This window comes from uncultured Ruegeria sp. (assembly GCF_947504215.1).
In the GTDB taxonomy this organism is placed as follows: domain Bacteria; phylum Pseudomonadota; class Alphaproteobacteria; order Rhodobacterales; family Rhodobacteraceae; genus Ruegeria.
The window spans coordinates 1-17167 of record NZ_CANNGO010000001.1 but is presented as its reverse complement, the minus strand read 5'-3'; the positions used below and the strand labels follow the sequence as shown (position 1 = coordinate 17167).

Below are 17167 nucleotides of genomic sequence, written 5' to 3'. Positions count from 1 at the left end.
GACCCTATGTCATGCAAAGGATTTGGGTCATTGTCGGTTTCCTGTTTGCCGTCGGGCTGTTGTCAGCGGCGGTTTGGTCCTATGGCTACCGGCAGGCTGTGTCGCAATTGAGTGAAAAGGCCGAGGCTGATCTTGAGCTGGCGGCGGACCGGCTGAGCACTCAGATGCAAGTGTACCAGGAACTTGCGGTGCTGATGGCGAACCATCCCACCCTGCGCGGCATAGAAACACCCCAACAGCGTCAAGACGCAGAAAAAGTGCTTCTGGATGTGGCTGACAAAACAGCTGCCGTGAACATGATGTATCTGGACCTGAACGGCCAGATTCTGGCCTCGGCCCAACCGGTGGCTCAGCGCAGTATGGCCGGGCATCCGGCGTTTGAGCGTGCTTTGCAAGGCGCAATGGGCAGCGCGCGCGGTGTTCAGCCCCTCAGCGGAGCACGCATTTATACCTACGCGGCCCCGACCTTTGGTCCCGAAGGGCAGGTAGAAGGGGCGTTGATGGTCGTCGCTGATGTGCAAGATGTTGAGCAGACCTGGCGCGGCAGTACCGAAGCGATCTTTTTTGTCGATACGGATGGTGTAGTCTTTATCTCAAACCGGTCTGATCTTCTGTTCTGGCGTCGCGCTGGCGGACAACCGGGGCTGATGCCACCTGATGATCAGGCGGTTGAATTCGCCTCATCCTGGGTCGGAGGATATGAGCTGTGGACGCTGAACTGGGGTCGATACCTTCCGCGCCACGCGCTGCATCATACGCTTGATCTGCCGGTGATCGGCATGACGGCCGAGGTTCTGGTGGATGTTGCTCCGGCGCGGCGACTGGCGGGATTGCAGGCGGCTACGGTTGCCGCGATTTGCCTGGCCTTTGGAGCGTTGCTTTTTCTGGCGACCGAGCGGCGGCGCACCTTGGCCGAGGCGAATACCGTTCTCGAAAGCCGTGTCGCCAAGCGCACGCGGGATTTGACGGTTGCTAACAGTGCCCTGCGACGCGAGGTGGCGGAACGGCAAGAGGCCGAAGCGGCGCTGAAACAAGCGCAAGCTGATTTGGTTCAGGCCGGCAAACTAAGCGCTCTGGGACAAATGTCTGCTGGTATCAGTCATGAGCTTAACCAACCCCTAATGGCAATCAGGCAGTTTGCCGACAATGGAACGGCCTTTATGACCCGTGGCCAAGGCGAGAAAGCCGGCGAGAATTTGGGGCGCATTTCAGAAATGGCGTCGCGCATGGCGCGGATTATCAAGAACCTGCGCGCTTTCGCCCGAAACGAAAGTGAGCCTGCGGGACGGGTCGATCTGGTGCATATCCTCAATACCGCCGTTGAACTGACCGAAGCGCGCATGCGCGAGGAAGGCGCGTCATTGGATTGGGACCCGCCCGCCAATCCGGTCTATGTCTGGGGGGGCGAAGTGCGTCTGGTGCAGGTGTTCGTTAACCTGATCAACAACGCGTTGGATGCCATGGAGGATCGCTCGCGCAGACAGGTCACGATCGCTTTGTCCGGGCAAACGCGGCTGCGCGTCTCGGTGCGCGACACTGGCCCCGGAATCGCCGACCCGGATCGCGTGTTCGAGCCGTTTTATACGACCAAAAGCGTTGGTTCTTCGGATGGGATGGGGCTGGGCCTGTCAATCTCTTACGGTCTGGTTCAAAGCTTTGGGGGCGATATTCGTGGTTCAAATACCGCAGACGGGGCCGAGTTCACGGTGGAACTGGACCCTTTTGAGAAGGAAGATGCTGCATAATGCGGAAGGTCTTGTTGGTTGATGATGATGCTGCTGTACGTGAGGCTTTGTCACAGACGCTAGAGCTGGCGGATTACGCTCCTGTCGCCGCCGGGTCTTTTGTCGCCGCCAAGGATCACATCCGTGCCGACTTTCCCGGAGTAATTGTTTCGGACATTCGAATGCCCGGGCGGGACGGGTTCCATCTATTGTCATACGCCCGTGACATCGACCCGGATCTTCCAGTTATCCTTTTGACCGGAGAAGGCGATATTCCAATGGCCGTTCAGGCCATGGGGCAGGGGGCGTTTGATTTTCTGGAAAAACCTTGCGCCGCATCTGACTTGTTGGCTGTGTTAGAGAGGGCATTCACCGCCCGCAGACATGTTATCGAACAACGCGTGATTAAATCCGAACTTGAACGCGGCGACCCTGCGGCGCGCTTATTGTTTGGGCTGTCCGATCAAGCAGAAGCGTTACGTGATCGGGTACGCAATGTCGCTCTGACCGGCGCCGAGGTTCTGGTCAACGGCCCGCCCGGAAGTGGGATATCCAAAGTCGCCGAAGTGGTTCACCTGATGTCAGCTGTTGGGCAGGGGCCTTTCGTCAAACGCCAGGCCTCGGGTCTCAGCCCGGAAGATCTGGCCCTTGCCTGTGAGGACGCGAGTGGTGGGTCCTTGTTTCTCGATGAAGTCTCGGCAATGCCGCAGGCCACGCAATACACCGCGCTCGAGTTGGTCGAGCGGGGCACTGATGCGCGGATCATCGCGGGGACGACGGCGGATTTGTCGGCCCTGGCGTCCGAGGGGCAGTTCAACGCAGACCTTTTCTACCGACTGGACGTGATGCGCATTTTGATCCCTTCGCTTGCCGAACGTCCTGAGGACATTCCGGTCATCTTCCGTCACTATGTGTCACAAGCTGCTGAACAGGCGGGGATCGCTGAGCCTGAAATCACATCCGAGCATCTGGCTGCCCTTATGGCCAGCGATTGGCCGGGCAACGCGCGATCCCTGATGTCAGCGGCGATGCGGTTTGTTCTTGGTATGCCGGAAGAAGTGGCAAAGGCCGGGGACCTTGGGTTGAGCGAGCAAATGGCGCAGGTCGAGAGGTCTTTGCTGATCGCGGCACTGGGCCGACATAATGGTAAAGCCTCAGATGCGGCCAAGGCACTCAAGCTTCCTCGCAAGACGTTTTACGACAAGCTGGCCCGTTATCAGATTCGACCAGAAGATTATCGTAGGTAAACGGACTGTGGCTGCAGCAGATTTATTGCGCAGCGATTCGCCTAAGCGATTCGTTAGGAGTGCGGAAATCCGCACAAACCTGCTCTGGCGTGTGCGGTTTTCCGCACTCTGTTAGCGGTCAACGAAGCGATCGATTGCAAAATTGCTTATAACGTTATGATTTATATATAAAAAAGCGACGTACTAGTTCGGTAGATCGAACCGTTGTGCGGTCGGGTTTGATTCGCTTCACTTCCGCCGTCTGGTGCTGACTAAGCGCCAATGGGAAGGTTCAAAGAAGTCTGGGAGGAAAAACAGATGAAAATCCTGACAACAGCCGCAACCGCGCTGGTGTTGACTGTGACCGCGACCGCCGGCATAGCAGCCTGCGACGATGGCGAGATCGTCGTGAAGTTCGCACATGTGACGAACACCGACAAACACCCTAAGGGCATCGCTGCGTCCTTGCTGGAACAGCGCGTCAACGACGAGATGAACGGCGTGATGTGTGTGGAGGTCTATCCGAACTCCACACTGTACAACGATGACAAAGTGCTCGAGGCGATGCTGCAAGGCGACGTACAGCTTGCTGCCCCTTCGCTGTCAAAGTTCGAAAAGTTCACCAAGCAGTTCCGCCTTTTCGATTTGCCATTCATGTTTAAGAACATTGATGCGGTCGACGCGTTCCAGGCGTCGGATGACGGTCAAGCCCTGAAAGACAGCATGCAGCGCCGCGGCCTTCAGGGGCTGGCCTTCTGGCACAATGGTATGAAGCAGATGTCAGCGAACAAGCCGCTGATGGATCCGTCTGATGCGGAAGGCCTGAAGTTCCGTGTTCAATCGTCGGACGTTCTGGTCGCTCAGATGGAAGCCATCGGGGGAAGCCCACAGAAAATGGCGTTCTCGGAAGTATACGGTGCCCTGCAACAGGGTGTTGTAGACGGCCAAGAAAACACCTGGTCGAACATCTACGGGAAGAAGTTCTTTGAGGTGCAGGATGGCATCACGGAAACCAACCACGGTATCATCGACTATCTGGTTGTGACCTCGGTCGACTGGCTGGACAGCCTTGATCCGGAAGTGCGTGATCAGTTCCTGACGATCCTGAGCGAAGTGACTGAAACCCGCAATAAAGAGGCATTCTCGGTAAACGAAGCCGCAAAAGCGTCGATCACCGATGCGGGTGGTATCATTCGTGATCTGAACCCGGAACAGCGTCAGGCATGGGTTGATGCCATGAAGCCTGTTTGGGACCAGTTCTCTGGTGACGTCGGTCAGGACAAGATCGATGCGGCCCAAGCTATCAACGCCGGGTTCTGATCCCAGAACAGACCGCGCGTCCGGGGACTGGGGAGTTATGGGCGCATAGGTCGGGCGGGCCGGATTAGGCCCGCCATTTTTAACTCTCATCACAAAAAATGCGGGGACAGAGAGATGTCTGGTGCGAAATCCGGCCAAGGCGGGCTGGTCGACCATATCGAAGAAACCCTGATTGCGTTGTTGCTAGGCCTGATGACGGCCATAACCTTCGCCAACGTAATTGCGCGGTTTGTTTTTAATTCCAACATCCTATGGGCGCTGGAGCTGACCGTTTTTGCATTCGGTTGGCTGGTTCTTCTGGGTGCGTCATATGCGGTGAAAAAACATGCCCATCTGGGTGTGGATGCGATCCTGAACATGCTGGCACCTGCGCCAAGGCGGATCCTTGCACTGGTTTCCGTCGCGTGCTGTCTGGCGTTTTCACTGCTGATGCTGAAGGGCGCCTATGATTACTGGGCCGTCTTTGCGGATCTGCCGCCCACCTCGGGGCGATGGTTCCCGACCGGGTTCAATCTCGATGCCCGCAGTCAAAGCTTTTATGAAGTTGATGACATCCCAATGATCGCACCGCTGCGTTTTCTGGAAGAGATGATCAACTACGGCGAATACTACGAAAAGCTGCCAAAGGTTGTGCCTTACTTCATTCTTCCACTGTCGATGCTTTTGCTGGTCATTCGTTTTATTCAAGTCGCAATGCAGATTTGGCGCGGCGAAACCGACCGCCTGGTTGCCAGCCACGAGGTTGAGGACGAGATCGAAGAAGTTCGGGCCCAGCGGGGAGAACACGACTGATGGATGTTGTTCTTCTTTTCTCGATGGTCATCGGTCTGCTGCTAATTGGTGTTCCGATTGCGGTCGCATTGGGCCTCAGCTCGACCCTGTTCCTGCTGATTTATTCCGACAGTTCGCTGGCTTCGGTCGCAGGTACGCTTTTTGAGGCGTTCGAAGGCCACTTTACCTTGCTTGCGATCCCGTTCTTCATTCTGGCGTCGTCCTTCATGACTACGGGCGGCGTGGCGCGGCGGATTATCCGCTTTTCGATCGCTTGCGTCGGGCATTTGCCCGGAGGGTTGGCGATTGCGGGTGTATTTGCGTGCATGCTGTTTGCTGCTTTGTCTGGCTCTTCTCCGGCGACTGTTGTGGCCATCGGGTCCATCGTTATCGCGGGCATGCGGCAGGTGGGGTATTCCAAGGAATTCGCGGCTGGTGTGATCTGTAACGCGGGCACTTTGGGCATCCTAATCCCGCCTTCAATCGTGATGGTTGTTTACGCGGCGGCTGTCGAAGTCTCGGTCGGTCGCATGTTTCTGGCTGGCGTGATTCCGGGTCTTTTGGCCGGGTTGATGCTGATGATCACAATCTACGTCATGGCCAAGGTTAAAAACCTGCCCAAGGGCGACTGGAAAGGGTGGGGCGAGATTTTCGTTTCGGCCCGCGAGGCCGGTTGGGGCCTGTTTCTGATCGTGATCATTCTGGGCGGGATCTATGGCGGTATCTTCACGCCGACCGAAGCTGCTGCGGTGGCCGCGGTTTATGCCTTCTTCATTGCAAGCTTCGTCTACAAGGACATGGGCCCGCTGAGCACCGAAGACGGAACGCCAAACCGATCCCTGCTGTCCAAGCCTTATGCTTTGGCAACAGCGCTGTTCCATCCGGATACAAAGCACACTTTGTTTGAGGCGGGTAAGCTGACAGTAACCTTGTTGTTCGTCATCGCCAACGCGCTGATCCTCAAGCATGTTTTGACAGATGAACAGGTCCCGCAGCATATCGCCAGTGCCATGTTGTCTGCGGGTCTTGGGCCTGTCACTTTCCTGATTGTGGTCAATGTGATCCTGCTAATCGGGGGTCAGTTCATGGAACCTTCGGGCCTGTTGGTGATTGTTGCACCACTGGTCTTTCCGATAGCTATCGAACTGGGGATTGATCCAATCCATCTCGGTATCATCATGGTGGTAAACATGGAGATCGGGATGATCACGCCTCCGGTCGGGTTGAACCTGTTTGTCACATCAGGCGTCGCTGGAATGCCGATGATGAGTGTTGTGAGAGCGGCACTGCCGTTTCTGGCCGTGTTGTTCGTTTTCCTAATCATGGTGACATACATACCTTGGATTTCGACATTCCTGCCGAACACCTTCATGGGGCCCGAAATCATAACCAACTAGCCGGTACGTGCTTAGCAATCGACCGGGCGTCTGAAACCGCCCGGTCTTCTTGTGTCTTGAACCGGTATTTTCAGATATTATCTAACAGTCAGAGGACGACCTCCCCAAACCGGGAAATCAGTCGGGACGACCCGACCTGTTCTGAGGTGTTCTTATGTCCTGGATTTTTCTTTTGTTCGCCGGCTTGCTGGAAATCGTTTGGGCGGTTGCCATGAAGCAATCAGCCGGGTTTACGCGTTTGTGGCCTACAGCAATCATGGGTGTGTCGATGATCGGATCATTTGGCCTGCTGGCGCTGGCGATGCGCACTTTGCCGCTTGGCACAGCTTATGTCATCTGGACCGGCATCGGCGCCGTTGGTGCGTTTATGGTTGGCATCATGTTTTTGGGTGAGGCCATAACGCCAATTCGCATCCTGGCTGCGGTTTTGATTGTCTCAGGTCTTGTTGTCATGAAGATATCCTAACTGAATCATCCTGCCGTTGACGCATTCTGGCGCCTTCGGCAGGATGATCGCAGGGATCGAACAAGGAACCTCCGACATGCTTACCGAAACCGACGCTGGTTTGCTGCGTATCGCCTTTGACGAAGCTAAGGCGGGGTTTGAAGAAGGTGGCTGCCCGATCGGATCGGTTTTGGCCCGAAATGGGCGGGTTGTCTCACAAGGGCGCAACCAACGCGTTCAACGTGGCGACCCGATTGCGCATGGCGAAATGGACGCGCTGCGCAAAGCTGGGCGTCAGCGAACCTATCGGGACACCGTGCTCTATACGTCTTTGTCGCCTTGCATGATGTGCTCCGGAACCATCGTTCAGTTTGGCATTCCGCGGGTTGTTATCGGCGACACTCAGAATTTTGGGGGTAACGAAGACTTCCTGCGTGAACGAGGTGTCGAGGTCATCCTGGCGGAGGACCCCGATTGCATTGCACTGATGAAGCGGTTCATCGAAGAAAAGCCCGAGCTTTGGGCTGAAGACATTGCGGAATAAGGCGTATGCCTTTTGAGTAGTGTTCAGATGCTCTCCAGCGCCTGAATAATGCCCGAAAAATCTTCGGCCTTTAAGCTCGCGCCGCCTACCAAAGCACCATCGACGTTTGAAACGCCGAAGATTTCGGTGGCATTGCCTGGCTTGACGGACCCACCGTACAGCAGGCGCACCGATCGACCGACGCCTTCGCCAAATCGGCGTTCCAACCGGGCGCGGATGAAATCGTGAACCTCACCAATCTCTTCCAGTGTCGGAACCTTGCCGGTGCCGATGGCCCAGATCGGCTCATAGGCAACCACCAGATTCTCACCTGTCGACTGATCCGGGACAGACCCGGACAATTGGCCGCCAATGATGTCCAATGTATTGGCCGCGTCGCGCTGCTCCAGGCTTTCACCGACACAGATGATCGCCTGCAACCCGGCATCCATAACTGTCCGTGCTTTTGCGCGCACATCTTCGTTTTGTTCGCCGTGATCCACGCGACGTTCGGAATGACCTAGGATCACTGCGCTTGCTCCTGCGTCCTTCAGCATGTCAGCGCTGACATCGCCTGTATGAGCACCCGAGGCGTCCGCATGACAATCCTGACCGCCAACCGAAACGTCGGTATTTTCGACCGCAGCGGCGGCGCGATGAAGCAGGGTTGCGGGGGGACAAATCAGGATATCGAGGGAAGGAGAGGGATGAAGGGCCGCAAGCCGTTCAAGCTCGCTCAGCGCAGCGCTGGTTCCGTTCATTTTCCAGTTTCCAGCCGCCAGCTTACGCCGCATATCCAATCCTCTCGTAACGCTATGTCATTTGATAGATCGGATAACATCGTCTGGAAGGCCTGACAATTCCGGTTGGAGATTGCACGAGTATCGCCTGAAGGTCAGCCCAATCGAAACGCAAGACTATTGCAGAAGAATTCAGCCCTGCGATGCAAGGTTTTCATCAAATTTGATCGATTCCCCGCAGCCGCAGGCATCGACAACATTCGGGTTCTTAAACTTGAAACCAGCTTCCAGCAACGAGACCTCATAGTCGATTTCAGTGCCAAACAGGAACATCTGCGCCATTGGGGCGATCATCACACGCGCGCCGTCATGTTCGACAACTTCGTCATGCGGGTCAGGCTGATCAACATATTCCATGGTGTATTCCATGCCTGCGCATCCGCCTTTTTTGACGCCAATGCGCAACCCCGCGTGACCGCCGGATGACATCAGGCGGGTAATCTGCTCTGCAGCTTTGGGCGTTATGGTCACGGCCTGCTTGCCGGGAATGCCAAACATCTGAGTCTCCGTCGTCGCACGTTACCTACAATTTAGGGCCGACTTAGGTGAGGCTCAAGTATGTGTGTGGAAAAGAACGGATTTTCACACCGATTATGACTTTTCTGATGTTTCTGAAACGATGGCTTGTTTTGGCCGTACTGATCGACTTAGCTTGCCAATGTACGACCCACTTTCATTGAAAGCTGCAACGCAACCCGACAAGAAAGGTGACATGGAATGAACGCACTAAACATCAAGGTGAGTGTATTGGCAAAGCTGGTGCCTGTGTTCTGTGTTGCTGGTGTTATGGCAATCGGCCCAGCGTTTGCCGCCTCGGACACCGACAGGCATCCGGTTAACTGCGCAACAGCTGAAGGTGATTTGCGCGCCATTGATGCAGAAAAAAAGCATGCCGAGGACAAGCAACTTGAGAGTGTGGCGGCCATTACACCTGCTGGGGCGCTGCTGGGTCTGGTCACGGGAACTGAGAACAAAAGGCTTAAAATGTTGTCAGGGGATTACATTACACAGCTTAATGCACGATCCGCCGAAATCAAATCGACCTGTGGTCTGAAATAGCATCTGGCAGCAAGAGACGTTTCCATGAAAAAGGACCGTTCTCGGGCAAGAACGGTCCGTATTCTGGGCCAGGGTCTTTTGGGGGCGGCAGTTGGTCAGTCGGCCCGTGCATATAACGCGAAACGGTCATTGCGGCGTCAACGCGCCACATATGTCTCGCAACTATGTGACAGCCTCTGCACAGTTAAGTAACAGATAAACAACCGTTTTGTGACAAGTGTTCGGAATGCGAGCAGATGCCGCCCACTTACATGAAGCCGAGTTCCAGTCGAGCCTCGTCTGACATCATTTCCATACCCCAGGGAGGTTCCCAGGTCAGTTCGACATCTACTTCTTTTACGCCAGCGACTGGTTCAATGGCTTCAACGATCCATCCAGGCATCTCACCAGCAACCGGGCAGCCGGGTGCGGTCAAGGTCATGATCACCTTCACGGCGTTGTCGCTGGCGATATCGATCGTATAGATCAGCCCAAGGTCGTAGATGTTAACGGGGATTTCCGGGTCAAAGACCGTCCGGCACGCTTCAACCACAAGCTCGTACAAAGGGTGTTCTATTGTCGATGGCGCAATCAGCGGTGTGCCTTCAAACTGTTCGCTTGGGTGGGTCATTGGTGCCTCGGGGTCAGTTGCCTGAGTGATTATATAGGGAATGCCCGCCACAGCGTCCAGTGGGGCAATGGCGCCAAGTTTGGCGCCAAAGCTGTTTAGTCATTGATATCGTGTTCAAAGGTTTTCACCTGACCGTGCGGTCGAGCGAACATTCGACGCAGGATAAGCCAGGCCACCAAGGAAAGAACCGCGAATATCAGTAACAGAAAGGATAAAGACGGTACAAACCCCGGAATGACCAGTAGAAGGCCCGTGATCGCCGCACCAATTGCAAAGCCCAGAAATATGAAACCGGGCAGGGCGACCTCAAGGATCGCAAGCGCAAGTGCGGCGGCTAGCCAAATCCACCAAGTTAGCCAAACGGGGTCCGCCATCACTTTCCTCCTTTAAGCATCTTGAACGCATCTCCAAAGGCTTCAATTGCGTTTGCAGGAACGATGATCGTCTGTTTTCCAGAACCGTTGCCTAGTGCGTTCAGCGATTCAACTTGCTTCAGTGCAACCTGATATTGTGCCGCTTCGATACCGTTGTCTTGAATGGCTTTGGCAACGACACCTGTGGCATAGGCTTCGGCGTCAGCCTGGATACGGCGGGCCTTGGCTGTTTGCTCGGCCGCGTACAATTCGGCATCGGCTTGCAACTCGACCGAGCGCTTCAGACCTTCAGCTTCAGTCACCTGGGCGCGGCGTGCGCGTTCGGCATTCAACTGCTGCAACATGGCGTCCCGAGTCGCCTGATCCAGATTCACATCGAGAATCTCAGCGCGGGTAACCTGTATGCCCCAGTCGTCCACAGCCGTTTCGACACTTTCCTGAATACGATTAATCAGTTGCGAGCGGTTTGACTGGACTTCGTCCAGATCCATTTTCCCGATTTCTGCACGGACGATGCCAGCTACGGTGGTGGCGATTGCTCCGTCGACGTCCCGAATACGGTAAACGGTCTTTTCCGGTTCAAGAATTCGATAAAAGACCGAAGTGTCGATTTGCACCAGAACGTTGTCTTTGGTGATCGCATCCTGGGTTGCGTTCGGCAACTGACGTTCCAGAATCGAAATCTTGTGGCGCGCAACATCCAGAAATGGCACGATAAAGTTGATGCCGGGGCCAAGGACCGAGTGCAGGCGACCAAAGCGTTCGACCACGAATTTTTCGGATTGCGGGACGATCTTGATGCCCTTGAGGATAACGATAACCACCAAAACGGCGGCCAAGACGTAAATGATGTTTGACGATAGCAACCCAATAATCTGGTCTTCGGTCATATCTGTCCTCTTTTATTGTGTACGATGGTATACATTTAAGGGTTGAGTCGCATGATTTCAACTCTGGTATGGATGGAAACAAGACGGATGCAAACGTTCAAATGGGATAATTTTTGGCCGAATTTATGCATTGTGACCGCTTTGCATCCATATCAGACTAAGATATCGGGACGCTATGAAACTGATAATCGACACTGACCCTGGCATCGATGATGCAATGGCCATCGCATATGCTGCTGCGGCGCCTGAAATTGAGCTGGTTGGCCTGACCACCGTTTTTGGCAATACGCATGTGCACCAATCCAGTCGTAATGCACGGTATTTGCTGGATAAATTGGGATTATCTATCCCGGTGGCGCAAGGCGCGTCTTTCCCGCGCGGATCGGACAGTCATACCCCCTCCGAACATGTTCATGGGCCCGAGGGATTTGGTGATCTGACAGACATTCCGGAAATCGGTTACAACCATGCTTTGCCTGCGGCTGAGTTTCTTGCCGAAATGGCCCGTGTACACAAAGGCGAACTGGTAGTCTGTGCGATTGGGCCTTTGACCAATATTGCGGACGCAATCCGCCTTGATCCCGAATTTCCGTCGAATCTGAAGCGGCTGGTGATCATGGGCGGTGCGGTTTTCTGCCCTGGCAATATCACTGAACATGCAGAGGCGAATATCTATCACGATGCTGCGGCCGCAAACGAAGTCTTTGCGACCCCACCGGAAACCGTGTTGGTTGGTTTGGATGTGACGCTGAAAACCTTGTACGAGGCCGCCGATTTCGAAGCGCTGGCCAGTCGATCCCCTCATATGGGGGCGTTCCTGCACGATATCTCTCGGTTCTATCTGAAATTCTACAAGGAAATTGGTGGGTTAGAAGGGTGCGGATTGCATGATTCAACGGCAGTGATCGCCTGCACACATGATCCGATGTTCGACATGGCTTCAATCGGCCTTCAAGTCATCGCGCACGGACCTGAATTGGGGGCGACGCGGCCGGATCCGTCTCGTCCGTCGATCTCTGTTTGCCGCAATGTAGACGGGGCAGGAGTGGTGCGACTATTTACGGACCGCGTCGCCTCATTGCCCTGACGGGTTGCATTGGGCGGGTTGATCGGGCAAATGCTGCCCGGTTCCGCGCTCCGAGTTGATAACATGACCCAGCGATTTTCATTTGAACTGAAAGCCACGGATGGCAAGGCCCGTAATGGTGTCATCAAGACGCCGCGCGGTGACGTGCGCACACCAGCCTTTATGCCCGTTGGGACAGCGGCGACGGTCAAGGCAATGATGCCCGAAAGCGTGCGTGCTACGGGCGCGGATATCCTGCTGGGTAACACCTACCACCTGATGTTGCGTCCAACCGCGGAACGGATCGACCGTTTGGGCGGGCTACACAAGTTCATGAACTGGGATCGACCGATCCTGACGGACTCAGGCGGGTTTCAGGTCATGTCACTGGCGGGCCTGCGCAAGCTGACCGAGAAGGGCGTGACCTTCAAATCGCATATTGACGGCTCCAAACACGAATTGTCACCGGAACGGTCGATGGAGATTCAGCGCCTGCTGGGGTCTGACATTGTCATGTGTTTCGACGAATGCCCCGCCTTGCCAGCCGATCGTGATCGCATTGCCGAATCTATGCGCCTGTCGATGCGATGGGCGGACCGGTCCCGTGAAGCGTTCGGCGACCGTCCGGGGCACGCGCTGTTTGGCATCATGCAGGGCGGGTTAGAGCGTGATCTGCGCGAGGAAAGCGCCGAAGCTTTGAAAAACATCGGGTTTGAAGGCTATGCAATAGGCGGTCTGGCCGTAGGTGAAGGGCAAGAGGCGATGTTCTCCTGCCTCGACTACGCCCCCGGTTTCCTGCCCGAAGACAAGCCGCGATACCTTATGGGTGTCGGAAAGCCTGATGATATCGTTGGGGCGGTTGCACGTGGCATTGACATGATGGATTGCGTGCTGCCTTCGCGGTCTGGCCGCACAGGCCAGGTGTTTACGCGGTTTGGCGTTGTGAACATCAAAAACGCAAGGCACGCCGATGATCCGCGTCCCTTGGACGAGGCATGTTCGTGTCCTGCATGCTCGAACTACTCACGTGCCTATCTGCACCACGTCTTCCGCGCGAATGAGATGATATCGGGCATGCTGCTGACATGGCACAACCTGCATTACTTTCAGGAGATCATGCAGGATATGCGCGATGCGATTTCCGCAGGGACGTTTGAGCGGTGGCAGGAGCAGTTCCACACACAGCGCGCGCAGGGCGATATCGCGCCAGTTTGACCATCCTTTTCGGTGACAATACAGCTTAAAAACGGTACACTGTTTCTAGATTGTTACAGTGTATTTTTGCGATTTGACCCCGGAGGCTTTGATGTTCCGCCCACTGATCGGCGCGATGATTATATGCGCCACGCCCGCGTTTTCTGATATCTGGACATTTGAAACCCCGTCAGAAAACATACAATGCTCAGTTGGTGAAAGTGCGGGATTTTCCGACATTCAATGTACGATCATTGAACGCAATGGCCCACCGGCCTTGCCGCGACCCGCGAACTGTCAGGCTGATTGGGGGCATGAATTCTTGATGAACAACACGGGCAACGTCCAGATGGTATGCGCGGCCCTTAGCCGCCATCGCGACGGGTATCACCGGGCTGAATACGGCGTAACAGGCCAGTTTGGCGGATTTGTGTGCCATTCATCAAAAAAGGGGCTGGAGTGCACAAACCAGGATGGTCACGGGTTCTTTTTGTCCCGGGCGGTTCAACGGATCTTTTGAGGACAGGGCGAATAACTTAGTCGCGTGTTTTGACAGTTTTCGGTGGATATGTCCCGCGGACGTCTTGCAGTCGGTAACACCTCGGGTCATTCTGAATTTTGATACATGGCGGTAAGGTTGAAAAAGGGCGATGCGGCCCCACCTTTATCGTCCAAGACAGGAGATGGCCGAGTGTTGCCTCGATGAGGGACCGGAGCCGTCTTGCCAACGATAAGGATAGAGCATGCAAGAGCCTCTGAATTCCTCATACCCCGTCCTGCCGCTGCGCGACATCGTGGTGTTCCCACATATGATCGTGCCGCTGTTTGTCGGCCGCGATAAGTCGGTCCGCGCGCTGGAAGAGGTGATGCAGGATGACAAGCAAATTCTGTTGTCCAGCCAAGTCGACCCAGGCGTCGATGATCCGGATGTTGATGGTATTTACCGGTCCGGTGTTCTGGCCAACGTTCTGCAACTGCTGAAGCTGCCCGACGGCACCGTGAAGGTGCTGGTTGAAGGTCAGGCGCGGGTACAGATCACAGAATTTCTGGAAAACGACAACTTCTTTGAAGCCCGCGCGGAATACCTGACAGAGATGCCCGGCGACGTGACCACGACGCAGGCACTGCTGCGCACCGTCGGAGATGAGTTCGAGCGCTATGCAAAAGTGCGCAAGAACATCCCCGAAGAAGCGCTGACCGCTGTGGGTGAAACCACTGAACCCGCCAAGCTGGCGGATCTTGTGTCCGGCCATCTTGGGATCGAAGTTGAGCAAAAGCAGGAGCTGCTTGAAACGCTCAGCGTCAGCGAGCGGCTTGAGAAAGTCTATGGCCTGATGCAGGGCGAAATGTCGGTTCTGCAGGTCGAGAAGAAGATCAAGACCCGCGTCAAATCCCAGATGGAGAAGACGCAGCGCGAATACTATCTGAATGAGCAGATGAAGGCCATTCAGAAGGAACTTGGTGATGGCGAAGACGGCTCGAACGAAGTTGCTGAGCTGGAAGAGAAAATCGCCGAGACCAAGCTGTCGAAAGAGGCGCGCGAAAAGGCCGAAGGTGAGCTGAAGAAGCTGCGCAACATGAGCCCGATGTCGGCTGAAGCCACTGTCGTGCGCAACTATCTGGACTGGATTTTGTCGCTGCCATGGGGCACCAAGTCTCGCGTCAAGAAAGATCTGGGTCGCGCGCAGAAAGTCCTGGATGACGATCACTATGGCCTTGAGAAGGTCAAAGAACGGATCGTCGAATATCTGGCAGTTCAGCAGCGTTCGAAAAAGCTAAAAGGCCCGATCATGTGCCTTGTTGGCCCTCCGGGCGTGGGTAAGACCAGCTTGGGTAAATCCGTTGCCAAGGCGACGGGGCGCGAGTTCATTCGCATCTCGCTGGGTGGGGTGCGCGACGAATCCGAGATCCGCGGTCACCGTCGGACATACATTGGCTCAATGCCTGGCAAGATCATTCAGGCGCTGAAAAAGGCGAAGACCACGAACCCGCTCATCCTGCTCGATGAAATCGACAAGATGGGGCAGGACTTTCGTGGCGATCCGGCCTCGGCCATGCTTGAGGTTTTGGACCCGGAACAGAACAACACGTTCATGGATCACTACCTTGAGGTCGAATACGACCTGTCGAACGTAATGTTCCTGACCACGTCCAACAGCTACAACATGCCCGGGCCCTTGCTTGACCGGATGGAGATCATTCCGCTGGCCGGCTACACCGAGGACGAAAAAAGCGAGATCGCCAAGCAACACCTGATCGGCAAGCAGGTCAAAAACCATGGCCTTAAGGACAAGGAATTTGAACTGACCGATGAGGCCCTGCAAAAGATGATCCGCACATATACCCGTGAAGCGGGCGTGCGGAATCTTGAGCGTGAGATCGCCAAGGTGGCTCGAAAATCGCTGACCAAGATCATCAAGAAAGAGGCGGAAACCGTTAAGGTGACTCCGGATAATCTTGATGAGTTCCTTGGAGTTCCCAAGTTCCGCTACGGTCTGGCTGAACAGGACGATCAGGTCGGTGTTGTCACCGGTCTGGCCTGGACGTCAGTGGGCGGTGATCTGCTTCATATCGAAGCTCTGAAACTGCCCGGCAAAGGTCGGATGAAGACCACAGGTAAGCTGGGCGATGTGATGAAGGAATCCATCGACGCAGCCTCCTCCTACGTGCGTTCCATCTCGCCTCAGATCGGGGTGAAGCCACCCAAGTTCGATAAGTTGGACATCCACGTCCACGTGCCGGATGGCGCAACGCCAAAAGATGGCCCAAGTGCGGGTCTGGCAATGGTGACCTCGATCGTGTCGGTGCTGACCGGTATTCCGGTGCGCAAGGACATCGCCATGACGGGTGAGGTCTCGTTGCGCGGCAACGCAATGCCGATCGGCGGTTTGAAGGAAAAGCTGTTGGCGGCGCTTCGTGGCGGTATCAAGACCGTTCTGATCCCCGAGGAAAACGAAAAGGATCTGGCCGAGATTCCGGACAACGTTAAGGAAGGTCTGGACATCATCCCGGTGGCGCATGTCTCGGAGGTTCTGAAACAAGCTTTGGTGTGTGCACCTGAGCCGATCGAGTGGGACGAAGCCGCTGAGGAAGCAGCCGCGGCTGCAGCCAAAGCAGCAGAAAGTACAAGCCCGTCTGCTACGGCCCATTAAATCAATCTCAGACCATCGAAAGGGCGCATCTTATGGGTGCGCCTTTTTTTGTTTCTCACGATACATCTAACCGGCCATCTGGTAGTTGATCGAGGAAAGGTAAATAAAGTCAGAGATTTAACAGCGAAGGCTTGGTGGGTGATAAGAGATTTGAACTCCTGACATCTTCGATGTGAACGAAGCGCTCTACCACTGAGCTAATCACCCGCGCGGCGCGCTTCTACAGCGGCTTTGGGAATTGCGCAAGACCGGTGGGCGATCAACTGCGCTACCAGAGCGGAATAGTTCAACCTGATCTTGTTCCTCCGACTAACAGCTTGGGAAAAAATCAGCTGAGCGCAAAAAACTTCAAAACGCCGCTTGACGATACCGGGGCGGACCCATAATACACCCCAACGTTCAGCAATGAACGGGCAGCGGGCGGTTGTAGCTCAGATGGTTAGAGTACCGGCCTGTCACGCCGGGGGTCGCGGGTTCGAGCCCCGTCAACCGCGCCACTGCTGTCAGCCTGGATCCGGGCCTAGGGATCACGAAAATGCGCGGTTGTAGCTCAGATGGTTAGAGTACCGGCCTGTCACGCCGGGGGTCGCGGGTTCGAGCCCCGTCAACCGCGCCA

At 55.3% G+C, this 17167-nt stretch carries 17 protein-coding genes and 3 tRNA genes; 14 read left to right on the top strand and 6 right to left on the bottom strand.

Annotated features, from left to right (window positions below; genetic code table 11):
• The first annotated feature begins 11 nt into the window (after positions 1 to 11).
• The 7 genes from Q1B21_RS00100 to Q1B21_RS00070 all read left to right on the top strand — a co-directional run bounded on the left by Q1B21_RS00100 (position 12) and on the right by Q1B21_RS00070 (position 7427).
• Complete coding sequence (locus Q1B21_RS00100) at positions 12 to 1745, top strand: ATP-binding protein (protein ID WP_299078771.1); 1734 nt, start codon at positions 12 to 14, stop codon at positions 1743 to 1745.
• Positions 1742 to 2971, top strand: coding sequence for a sigma-54 dependent transcriptional regulator (locus Q1B21_RS00095; protein WP_299886708.1), 1230 nt, complete (start codon positions 1742 to 1744; stop codon positions 2969 to 2971). The genes Q1B21_RS00100 and Q1B21_RS00095 overlap by 4 nt, the downstream gene beginning before the upstream one ends.
• A gap of 297 nt (positions 2972 to 3268) precedes the next feature.
• Positions 3269 to 4270, top strand: a complete 1002-nt coding sequence (locus Q1B21_RS00090) for a DctP family TRAP transporter solute-binding subunit (RefSeq protein WP_299078774.1) — start codon at positions 3269 to 3271, stop codon at positions 4268 to 4270.
• Positions 4271 to 4384: 114 nt separating this feature from the next.
• Positions 4385 to 5062 (top strand): TRAP transporter small permease, encoded by a 678-nt coding sequence (locus tag Q1B21_RS00085; protein ID WP_299884425.1) that lies wholly within the window; start codon positions 4385 to 4387, stop codon positions 5060 to 5062.
• Complete coding sequence (locus Q1B21_RS00080) at positions 5062 to 6438, top strand: TRAP transporter large permease (RefSeq protein WP_298932193.1); 1377 nt, start codon at positions 5062 to 5064, stop codon at positions 6436 to 6438. Before Q1B21_RS00085 ends, Q1B21_RS00080 begins: the two co-directional genes overlap by 1 nt.
• 154 nt (positions 6439 to 6592) lie before the next feature.
• A complete protein-coding gene (locus Q1B21_RS00075) occupies positions 6593 to 6904 on the top strand; it encodes a multidrug efflux SMR transporter (protein WP_299884421.1) in 312 nt (103 codons plus the stop codon).
• A gap of 76 nt (positions 6905 to 6980) precedes the next feature.
• On the top strand, positions 6981 to 7427 hold the full coding sequence (locus tag Q1B21_RS00070) for a nucleoside deaminase (RefSeq protein ID WP_298932190.1): 447 nt from the start codon (positions 6981 to 6983) through the stop codon (positions 7425 to 7427).
• Positions 7428 to 7450: 23 nt separating this feature from the next.
• Here Q1B21_RS00070 and tpiA read toward each other — a convergent pair whose 3' ends face one another.
• Both tpiA and Q1B21_RS00060 read right to left on the bottom strand, forming a co-directional pair.
• Positions 7451 to 8200 carry a triose-phosphate isomerase gene (gene tpiA, locus Q1B21_RS00065; RefSeq protein ID WP_299078780.1) on the bottom strand — a complete coding sequence of 250 codons (750 nt, stop codon included), beginning with the start codon at positions 8198 to 8200 and terminating at the stop codon, positions 7451 to 7453.
• Positions 8201 to 8338: 138 nt separating this feature from the next.
• The gene (locus Q1B21_RS00060; protein ID WP_298932186.1) at positions 8339 to 8704 is read right to left on the bottom strand and encodes an iron-sulfur cluster assembly accessory protein; all 366 of its coding nucleotides are present in this window, start codon (positions 8702 to 8704) and stop codon (positions 8339 to 8341) included.
• Positions 8705 to 8923: 219 nt separating this feature from the next.
• Here Q1B21_RS00060 and Q1B21_RS00055 point away from each other — a divergent pair, with 219 nt between their 5' ends.
• Entirely contained in the window at positions 8924 to 9265 is a 342-nt protein-coding gene (locus Q1B21_RS00055; protein WP_299884415.1) for a hypothetical protein, read from the top strand.
• Between the two features lie 247 nt (positions 9266 to 9512).
• Here Q1B21_RS00055 and Q1B21_RS00050 read toward each other — a convergent pair whose 3' ends face one another.
• The 3 genes from Q1B21_RS00050 to Q1B21_RS00040 form a co-directional block, all read right to left on the bottom strand.
• The gene (locus Q1B21_RS00050) at positions 9513 to 9875 is read right to left on the bottom strand and encodes an SUF system Fe-S cluster assembly protein (protein WP_298932182.1); all 363 of its coding nucleotides are present in this window, start codon (positions 9873 to 9875) and stop codon (positions 9513 to 9515) included.
• A gap of 95 nt (positions 9876 to 9970) precedes the next feature.
• Complete coding sequence (locus Q1B21_RS00045; RefSeq protein ID WP_298932180.1) at positions 9971 to 10249, bottom strand: hypothetical protein; 279 nt, start codon at positions 10247 to 10249, stop codon at positions 9971 to 9973.
• A complete protein-coding gene (locus Q1B21_RS00040) occupies positions 10249 to 11139 on the bottom strand; it encodes an SPFH domain-containing protein (RefSeq protein ID WP_298932178.1) in 891 nt (296 codons plus the stop codon). Before Q1B21_RS00040 ends, Q1B21_RS00045 begins: the two co-directional genes overlap by 1 nt.
• Before the next feature lie 175 nt (positions 11140 to 11314).
• Between Q1B21_RS00040 and Q1B21_RS00035 the strand changes: the two genes are divergently transcribed.
• The 4 genes from Q1B21_RS00035 (at position 11315) to lon (ending at position 16551) form a co-directional block, all read left to right on the top strand.
• The gene (locus Q1B21_RS00035; RefSeq protein ID WP_299884410.1) at positions 11315 to 12226 is read left to right on the top strand and encodes a nucleoside hydrolase; all 912 of its coding nucleotides are present in this window, start codon (positions 11315 to 11317) and stop codon (positions 12224 to 12226) included.
• A 63-nt stretch (positions 12227 to 12289) separates the two neighbouring features.
• On the top strand, positions 12290 to 13420 hold the full coding sequence (tgt, locus tag Q1B21_RS00030; RefSeq protein ID WP_299884407.1) for a tRNA guanosine(34) transglycosylase Tgt: 1131 nt from the start codon (positions 12290 to 12292) through the stop codon (positions 13418 to 13420).
• Positions 13421 to 13511: 91 nt separating this feature from the next.
• Positions 13512 to 13919, top strand: coding sequence for a DUF6636 domain-containing protein (locus Q1B21_RS22325; protein ID WP_367277437.1), 408 nt, complete (start codon positions 13512 to 13514; stop codon positions 13917 to 13919).
• 223 nt (positions 13920 to 14142) lie between these two features.
• On the top strand, positions 14143 to 16551 hold the full coding sequence (gene lon, locus Q1B21_RS00020; protein WP_299884401.1) for an endopeptidase La: 2409 nt from the start codon (positions 14143 to 14145) through the stop codon (positions 16549 to 16551).
• Positions 16552 to 16683: 132 nt separating this feature from the next.
• On the opposite strand, the gene Q1B21_RS00015 is transcribed toward lon, so the two are convergent.
• A tRNA-Val gene (locus Q1B21_RS00015) sits at positions 16684 to 16758 on the bottom strand.
• Between the two features lie 213 nt (positions 16759 to 16971).
• Here Q1B21_RS00015 and Q1B21_RS00010 point away from each other — a divergent pair.
• A tRNA-Asp gene (locus Q1B21_RS00010) sits at positions 16972 to 17048 on the top strand.
• A gap of 42 nt (positions 17049 to 17090) precedes the next feature.
• Positions 17091 to 17167, top strand: a tRNA-Asp gene (locus tag Q1B21_RS00005).